The sequence below is a fragment of the Microcoleus sp. AT8-A3 genome, assembly GCF_036705675.1.
GTDB lineage: Bacteria > Cyanobacteriota > Cyanobacteriia > Cyanobacteriales > Microcoleaceae > Microcoleus.
On record NZ_JAUBVD010000031.1, the window covers coordinates 54,658 to 61,891 of the forward strand.

Below are 7,234 nucleotides of genomic sequence, written 5' to 3' on the forward strand. Positions count from 1 at the left end.
ATACCAGTTGTCGAGCGCCCTTCTAGGAATATCCAACTTTTCCCCACTTTTTTGGCTGTTCAGTTTGATTATTTCGATCTAGCATAGAAAAAAATAAACCTAAGCTTGAATTTGCAAAGCTCAAAAGCTTTGTGAGGTAATTTAAATCCAAAAAAGGTGATTGGTTATCATTATGGCAGCATCCAACAAAAGACAAGCGAGAGAACAAGCACGCTCGGCTATCAATAAATGGGCTTTGGGATTTGCAAGTGTGGCTTGGATTCCAGGTTCTCATTATCTAATGACTGGAGGCGATGTAACAATGGTTATTCAAGTCGGGTCAATTTTTGATGTTGATATGGATAAAACTCAAGCTGGGGCAGTGTTTGCTACAATTGCGGCTCCACTCATTGGCAGTAAACTTGCACACTCAGTCCTTGATTTTGTTCCAGTCTTCGGATGGGCAGCAAAATCAGTGGTAGCTGGTGGAGTTACAAAAGCTGTTGGTGAAGCACTCATTGCGTACTTTAATGATTGCTCAAATCTTTCCGAATAAAACACTACTGAACATCATACCGCCTGCATCGCTACCTTGAGTCGGCAGTATTTTTATGAGACTCCCTTAGAAGTTGCAATTACTACGTTAACCTGCTACCGTTAACATAGACGCATCGTAGGAAAACAACCGATCGCACTAACAGAATTACTCTCTATCATTAGACAACTTTCTGCGATCGAGAAACGAGAGTTAATCCGCATTCTAATGGCCCAAGAGGATATCAGTGATGAACAGGTGTGGAATGCTAAATTTGAAGCTACAACACACGCTCAGTGGGATAGTCTAGCTGAGATAGTACGTCAGGAAATCGCTGCTGGCGATATTACCCCTCTAACTGAAATTTTCCCTCAAAGTCATATCGACCTTCTGATACAATTAAGACAGCGAACGTTGAGGTTGCCATGACATTAGTAGTTGTAGCTGAACCTGCACCCCTGCAAACTAATGCTGACGGCGTAGTGCGAGTCGGTAACACTCGCGTGACTTTAGATACCGTGATTGCAGTGTTTAAGCAGGGAACAACCGCGGAGGAAATCGTTTATCGTTATCCGTCGTTGAGATTAGCTGACGTGTATGCCACCATCGCTTTTTACCTCAATCACCAGCAGGAAGTCGAAACGTATTTGCAGCAAAGACAGCAACAAGCACAAGAGATTCGCAAAATGAATGAGGCAAGGTTTGATCCGCAGGGATTGCGTGACAGATTGCTGGCCCGCAAGGCAGAGAAATCGGCATGAAATTCCTAGCTGATGAAAACTTTGACAATACAATTGTTAGAGGTTTGATGCGTCGCAAATCAGACATTGACATTGTTCGCGTCCAAGACGTTGGCTTATCCGGTGAAGATGACCCAACAGTGCTGGAATGGGCGGCGGAAGAAGATCGGATATTACTAACCCATGATGTTGCTACGATTACCCGCTATGCCTATGAACGTATGGCGGCAGGTAAGTCAATGCCAGGAGTTTTTGAAATTACCTTCGATGCACCCATTGGTCGAGTTATTGAGGATATTCTAATCCTTCTGGAGTGCAGTCTTGAGGGAGAATTGGCAGGACAAATTCAGTATCTTCCTTTATGATGAGTTGCAACCGTTTAATTTAGCTTTGCCGCACTAAAAGCCCGATCGCCCTTTCTCAAAAAACCCTACCTCAAAAACAACTTATAAGCCGGATTTTGACTCTCATCCCCATACTGATAGCCCAGCGTATCCAAAAAAGCCTGCCATTCCTGCATCTCATCGGGCGGCACCTGAATTCCCACCACAATTCGCCCGTAATCTGCGCCGTTATTTCGATAGTGAAAAACACTGATATTCCAGTTAGGACTCATCGAACCGACAAACTTCATCAACGCACCCGGACGTTCGGGAAATTCAAAGCGATAAAACAATTCATGATTTGCCAGCATCGAACGCCCGCCCACCATATGCCGCACGTGCAATTTCGTTAATTCATCATCAGTTAAATCCAAAGTCTTGAAGCCACAATCTTCAAAACTTGCGGCTATCTTCACCGCATCGGCACGGTTTTCAATTTGCACGCCGATAAAAATATGTGCTTCTTTTTCATCCGCAATTCGATAGCTAAATTCCGTTAAATTGCGCTTTCCAAGACACTCGCAAAACCTGCGGAGACTGCCAGCTTGTTCGGGAATTGTGACTGCAAAAATGGCTTCGCGGCGTTCACCAAACTCGGCTCTTTCTGCTACAAAACGCAGGCGATCGAAATTCATGTTCGCGCCGCAAGCAACAGCAATTAATGTTTCTCCTGCGATTTGTTCGCGTTCGACGTAAGCTTTCGCACCTGCGATCGCCAAAGCGCCAGCAGGTTCTAAGATCGATCGCGTATCTTCAAAAACATCCTTAATCGCCGCGCAAACATCATCCGTATGCACCAAAATAATCTCATCCACATACTCCTGACACAACCGAAAAGTTTCCTCCCCCACTTCCCGCACAGCAACGCCGTCAGCAAATAAACCCACCTGCGACAAACGCACCCGTTTACCCGCTTTCAGCGATTGATTCATTGCATCGGAATCCACTGGTTCGACGCCAATAATCTTAATTTCCGGCCGCAACCGCTTGACATAAGCCCCAATTCCCGAAATCAATCCACCGCCCCCAATTGCCACAAAAATCGCGTGAATTGGTTTTTGATGTTGCCGCAGAATTTCCATGCCGATCGTACCCTGTCCAGCAATTACGTAGGGATCATCAAAAGGGTGAATAAAAGTCATACCTTTTTCGCCCTCTAATTGACGCGCAAAAGCGTAAGCATCATCGTAGGTATCCCCATGCAAGACTACCTCTCCACCACGGGCTATCACCGCATTTACCTTCACCTGCGGCGTCGTTACGGGCATGACTATGATCGCGCGAGTTCCTAGGTGGCGGGCGGCGAGGGCGACTCCTTGGGCGTGGTTGCCGGCGGAAGCTGCAATGACACCTTGTGCTAGCAAATCCGGCGACAGTTGCGCCATTTTGTTGTACGCACCTCGCAGTTTGAAGGAAAACACCGACTGCATATCCTCTCGCTTCAGCAAAAGTTTATTGTTGAGCCGTGCTGATAGATTGGGGGCTACTTCGAGGGGTGTTTCTTGAGCAACATCGTAGACGCGGGCGGTGAGGATTTGTACTAGGTAATCGCAAAGCATGGGGTTAGCAGGTTGGTTGATGCCGGATGGTGGGATAATTGTAGGGCACTTGTGTTAGTATTTTGCGGGGAATTGGCGATCGAATAGCTGCAAGCTTCACTAACGGGCGATTCCCTGCGGGATAGCTTCGCTTCACGGAAGTTATCAATGATAACTTTTCCGTTTGGGAAAATACTGAAAACGCGCGATCGAACTTATTTCGTCGAGTCAGCGGGGAAGTTGAGTCGCACTCAGGTGGAGTACGATTACAATAAAAGCAGCGTTAGATAGCAAAAGCGCGAAAATATATAAAACATACAATCAGGGTATGGAATTTGAATGGGACGAAATCAAAGCAGCTATCAATCTCAACAAACACGGTGTAAATTTTGAAGAAGCAAAGACAGTTTTCTACAATCCGCTTGCCGTAATTTTTGATGATGAAAAACATTCACAAAATGAGCGCCGTGAAATTATCATCGGTCACTCTCAAAACAATCAGTTGCTGCTAGTCAGCTATACTGAACGTGCAAATACAATCCGTATCATTAGTGCCCGTATAGCCACTAGAAAGGAGCGTGAAGACTATGAAGAAAACGCCTTTTAATGAATCTTCAAACTCGGAAGATGACCTTTTGTCAGAGTACCGCTTCGACTACAAAAAAGCCAAACCCAACCGTTTTGCAAATCGTAGTGGAAAGCAACAAATGACAGTCGTTGTTTTGGATGAGGATATTGCCCGGATTTTCTCAACACCAGAGGCAGTCAACAAGGTGCTTCGGGCACTGATTGAAGCGATGCCTCAAGCAAGTAGTGGGGATACAGTTTAAAGTCCTAAAATACGGTAATGTTTGGGAACTGCACCCGCTGGTAGTGAGAACAGAATTTCGGGGACAAGGAATTGGTCGATCGCTCGTAGCTGATTTAGCAACAGAAGCTAAAAACCGGGGAGGGATCGTGCTGTGGGTAGGTACAGACGACGAAGACAATCAAACAACTCTTTCAGGCATCGATCTTTATCCTAACGTTTGGGAACACATCGCCAAAATTAGAAATTTGCGCGGTCATCCCTACGAATTTTATCAAAAAATGGGTTTTGCGATCGTGGGAGTGATGCCCGACGCCAACGGAATTGGCAAGCCAGATATTTTCATGGCAAAGCGGTTGTAAAGTTTAATGTTGGTTCTAAATTTACTGGTCGGTGGCTTGCCAATTCAACACTTAGCAAAATTAGTTATTGAAAGTTTCCCAGAAAATCGGTCTAGTCTGGACGTGCGAACCCCGTTCGAGGGTCGCTAATAAACAAACCCAGAACTAACGAATCCATCACCGTATCCCAGACAGGAGTCAAACGTTCAGCATCATCAACCCAGTAATCAAAAGTAATCAAACACTGAACATTAGAACCCAATCCAATACAGATTCGCGAATAAGCTTCCCGCTGCTCTGGAGGGTCGATAAACTTAAATTCAGTCCAAACAATGCGGGCAGTTTGCCGCTTCAATTGGATAATTTCCCCAGGAGCGATCGGATTTCGCGTATCATCTTCAACCACCTTCTGTAATAGTGGCACCAGCGGAAAATCTGCCCAGTTACCAGGTGGTAGCAAATTAAACGAAACCTCCAAACAACAATCATCATCCGGCGGCTTTTTATCCGTAAATCGGAACGACTTAGTATCCGGTTCAAAATGCCAATCTTCCGGGACATCAAAGCGGACTGCACCTCTTCCTGCTACAAAAATTCGAGTTCCAGGCTTTGACTTCCAATTGTGGTTTTCTTTGAGCTCTAGAGTTTCCTTGAGCCATTCTTGCTTTTTGCGCTTAGACATAAACAGAACACCAAATTACTGCTAATGTGTAGTTTTAGACCTTGCAAACACATTTTAACTCTATTTTGCTCGCCGTTTGCTCAAATATAACAATCATTACAAAAATTATGAATCCCTCTCTTCTCTATTCCTCTGTGTTCTCTGCGCCTCTGCGGTAAAAAAGAATTCCTTTCACAATTGGCTAACTTTTATTTTTCACTCTTCGGAATCACATACCTAATTCCCCCTTTATTCCCAGCCGCATCGCCCTTGTAACGCGGGATAACATGAATAGCAGCGTGACTGCGACTTTGACCAGCCTGTTTATTAATATTGATTCCCACATTAAAACCGTCTGGCTGAAACTCTTTACTTAACATCTCTTGTACCTTGTTAGCCATAAACCAGCAAGCCGATTGCTCTCGAAACGGCAGTTCAAAATAATTGGCGACATGACGTTTTGGGATGATTAAAACATGACCTTTGCTGGCTGGATAACCGTCAAACATCGCATAAGCTGTTGCTGATTCAGTTAGCAAAATTAGGTTTTTGTAAGGATTGCAAAATATGCAGTTATTAGTAGAATTTCTTTGGTGATTGTAATGCACGTATTTGTAAATTTCGCAATACTCATCTAGGTGAACTGGCTTAAATGGAAGTTTGACAATGCACTGATATGTAGGTTTTTTGTGAACATAATGTTCTCGAAAGCCTTCTTTTTTGATATCCCTTCTCACCGCAAAATACGCATTCCCTCCCGGTTTCAACAGGTGCGACACTTCCATCAGGACATTAGCTTGTTCTTCAGGAAACAAAACATTCAAAACATAAAAGCAAATGATTGTGTCGAATTTATCTTTGGGTAATTCCGGGAAATAATAAGGGTCATAACCCGCAATATCTAAGCCTTTTTGCTGCAACAATCTCACATCGCTGCCGAAGCCGCACCCAAAATCTAAGATTTTCCCTTGCAGCAAGTTTTTATCTAATAAAAATCTGGCTGGAAATGACAGATAAATTCTTTCGATTGCCGTCAGGTGGCTGAATTTATTTTGTTGCTTTTTCATGGCGGCATAAATTTGATTTTAATCGATATTTTTCAGTCCGCGCACCATCCGGACGAGAGTTTGTGTAGTACCGATTTCAAGATCCGAATGTTATCTAAAATTTTATCATTATTGCAGTTTGGCGATCGCCCCTTTTTCCACCAACACCTTACCAGTCACCAAATCCCGCACCGTCGCCAACAAAACCCGCCTCTCATCCACCTCAAAACTCACCGAAACCCTGTCAATTCCCAATACCCCGGGCGGATTCAAATGCGCCACGCAAACCTCCTGGTGGTGGCTTTCCAGAGAGCGAAAATCCGTCTGTTTGTTGAGCCAACTGCTCGTCATTTGCCCTTTTTCGTTAAAAATAACCTCCGCTTGCGATACCTCCGCAACTTCGCCAATATCTAACCGAATTTCCCTTTGTCCTTCAATTGCCACTTGCAGCGTCAACTCTTCGGAACTTTGACAGGGATACTTCATTTCCTTGCTAAATATCGGCGAATAAGCATAAGCTTTAGCATAAGGTTCCCAGAGGCGAATTGCATAGCTGTGGCGCAAATAATCGTCAACACTCGCTAATTGTGTCAAGGCTAAAGCACCGTGCGCCACTGCTTCAAAAGGCTTGTCTCTTTGGACTTTTTGCCGCCCAAAATACGAAACCACTAAATTAGATACAGCCGGAATTAGAGAAGTTCCTCCTACCAGCAAAACTTGTTCGATATCTGCTTTGCCGATACCTTTTCCCAGTGCAATACTCAGCACTTCATCTAAACTTTCCCGCAACTGTTCTAACAACTGCCGAGATTCCAGAATTTCCTCAAGCTTGTCTCGGTTTAGCTGCAAGTCGTAAGACATAAAATTTTCATCGTCAAACCAGCTTTCCTTCGCCTCATTAACTTGAGAAACTTGAATTTTTAATTTTTCCGCTATTTCTAATAAATTTTGCCAGCCAACGGGGCCGACTTCTGCCCGCGACGAACCAATTTGCCGCAAATAATCTTCGACAATCCAGATGTCAATATCTTCGCCGCCGACATAAGCATCGGATTTTGCCAATACTTCGGCACGTACCCCCCCCAGCCCCCCCTTGCTAAGGGGGGAAGCGAGATTTGTCCCCGCGTTGCTAAGGGGGGAAGCGAGATTTGTCCCCGCGTTGCTAAGGGGGGAAGCGAGATTTGTCCCCGCGTTGCTAAGGGG

Annotated in this window: 11 protein-coding genes; 7 read left to right on the forward strand and 4 right to left on the reverse strand. The window is 44.8% G+C overall.

Features of this window, described 5'->3' with window-relative positions; genetic code table 11:
- Window positions 1-172: 172 nt before the first annotated feature.
- The 3 genes from QUB51_RS18430 (at window position 173) to QUB51_RS18440 (ending at window position 1,619) form a co-directional block, all read left to right on the forward strand.
- Window positions 173-535 carry a hypothetical protein gene (locus tag QUB51_RS18430; protein ID WP_333052759.1) on the forward strand — a complete coding sequence of 121 codons (363 nt, stop codon included), beginning with the start codon at window positions 173-175 and terminating at the stop codon, window positions 533-535.
- Between the two features lie 404 nt (window positions 536-939).
- Window positions 940-1,275 (forward strand): DUF433 domain-containing protein, encoded by a 336-nt coding sequence (locus QUB51_RS18435; RefSeq protein WP_333262643.1) that lies wholly within the window; start codon window positions 940-942, stop codon window positions 1,273-1,275.
- A complete protein-coding gene (locus QUB51_RS18440; protein WP_333052757.1) occupies window positions 1,272-1,619 on the forward strand; it encodes a DUF5615 family PIN-like protein in 348 nt (115 codons plus the stop codon). The genes QUB51_RS18435 and QUB51_RS18440 overlap by 4 nt, the downstream gene beginning before the upstream one ends.
- A gap of 65 nt (window positions 1,620-1,684) precedes the next feature.
- Here QUB51_RS18440 and ilvA read toward each other — a convergent pair whose 3' ends face one another.
- Window positions 1,685-3,217: a threonine ammonia-lyase, biosynthetic gene (ilvA, locus tag QUB51_RS18445; RefSeq protein WP_333262658.1), complete on the reverse strand. Its 1,533-nt coding sequence runs from the start codon at window positions 3,215-3,217 to the stop codon at window positions 1,685-1,687.
- Between the two features lie 126 nt (window positions 3,218-3,343).
- Here ilvA and QUB51_RS18450 point away from each other — a divergent pair, with 126 nt between their 5' ends.
- Genes QUB51_RS18450 through QUB51_RS18465 form a run of 4 tightly spaced genes read left to right on the forward strand, consistent with a single transcriptional unit; the run spans window position 3,344 to window position 4,345 of the window.
- Window positions 3,344-3,466 (forward strand): hypothetical protein, encoded by a 123-nt coding sequence (locus QUB51_RS18450; RefSeq protein ID WP_333052756.1) that lies wholly within the window; start codon window positions 3,344-3,346, stop codon window positions 3,464-3,466.
- 37 nt (window positions 3,467-3,503) lie between these two features.
- Window positions 3,504-3,782: a BrnT family toxin gene (locus tag QUB51_RS18455; protein ID WP_333052755.1), complete on the forward strand. Its 279-nt coding sequence runs from the start codon at window positions 3,504-3,506 to the stop codon at window positions 3,780-3,782.
- The gene (locus tag QUB51_RS18460; protein ID WP_333052754.1) at window positions 3,763-4,005 is read left to right on the forward strand and encodes a hypothetical protein; all 243 of its coding nucleotides are present in this window, start codon (window positions 3,763-3,765) and stop codon (window positions 4,003-4,005) included. Before QUB51_RS18455 ends, QUB51_RS18460 begins: the two co-directional genes overlap by 20 nt.
- A complete protein-coding gene (locus QUB51_RS18465; protein ID WP_333052753.1) occupies window positions 3,989-4,345 on the forward strand; it encodes a GNAT family N-acetyltransferase in 357 nt (118 codons plus the stop codon). The genes QUB51_RS18460 and QUB51_RS18465 overlap by 17 nt, the downstream gene beginning before the upstream one ends.
- 91 nt (window positions 4,346-4,436) lie before the next feature.
- Here QUB51_RS18465 and QUB51_RS18470 read toward each other — a convergent pair whose 3' ends face one another.
- The 3 genes from QUB51_RS18470 to QUB51_RS18480 form a co-directional block, all read right to left on the reverse strand.
- Window positions 4,437-5,006 (reverse strand): hypothetical protein, encoded by a 570-nt coding sequence (locus QUB51_RS18470; RefSeq protein ID WP_333262645.1) that lies wholly within the window; start codon window positions 5,004-5,006, stop codon window positions 4,437-4,439.
- Between the two features lie 188 nt (window positions 5,007-5,194).
- Entirely contained in the window at window positions 5,195-6,052 is an 858-nt protein-coding gene (locus QUB51_RS18475) for a bifunctional class I SAM-dependent methyltransferase/HIT family protein (RefSeq protein WP_333052749.1), read from the reverse strand.
- Window positions 6,053-6,160: 108 nt separating this feature from the next.
- The coding region (locus tag QUB51_RS18480) for an Hsp70 family protein (RefSeq protein WP_333262648.1) at window positions 6,161-7,234 on the reverse strand (1,074 nt) is incomplete at its 5' end.

Bases quoted from the DNA above. Each gene is read 5' to 3' on its own strand.
- QUB51_RS18440 (WP_333052757.1), top strand. From the start codon at position 1,272: ATGAAATTCCTAGCTGATGAAAACTTTGACAATACAATTGTTAGAGGT.
- QUB51_RS18455 (WP_333052755.1), top strand. From the start codon at position 3,504: ATGGAATTTGAATGGGACGAAATCAAAGCAGCTATCAATCTCAACAAA.
- QUB51_RS18475 (WP_333052749.1), bottom strand. From the start codon at position 6,052: ATGAAAAAGCAACAAAATAAATTCAGCCACCTGACGGCAATCGAAAGA.
- QUB51_RS18460 (WP_333052754.1), top strand. From the start codon at position 3,763: ATGAAGAAAACGCCTTTTAATGAATCTTCAAACTCGGAAGATGACCTT.
- QUB51_RS18470 (WP_333262645.1), bottom strand. From the start codon at position 5,006: ATGTCTAAGCGCAAAAAGCAAGAATGGCTCAAGGAAACTCTAGAGCTC.
- QUB51_RS18430 (WP_333052759.1), top strand. From the start codon at position 173: ATGGCAGCATCCAACAAAAGACAAGCGAGAGAACAAGCACGCTCGGCT.
- QUB51_RS18435 (WP_333262643.1), top strand. From the start codon at position 940: ATGACATTAGTAGTTGTAGCTGAACCTGCACCCCTGCAAACTAATGCT.
- QUB51_RS18450 (WP_333052756.1), top strand. From the start codon at position 3,344: ATGATAACTTTTCCGTTTGGGAAAATACTGAAAACGCGCGATCGAACT.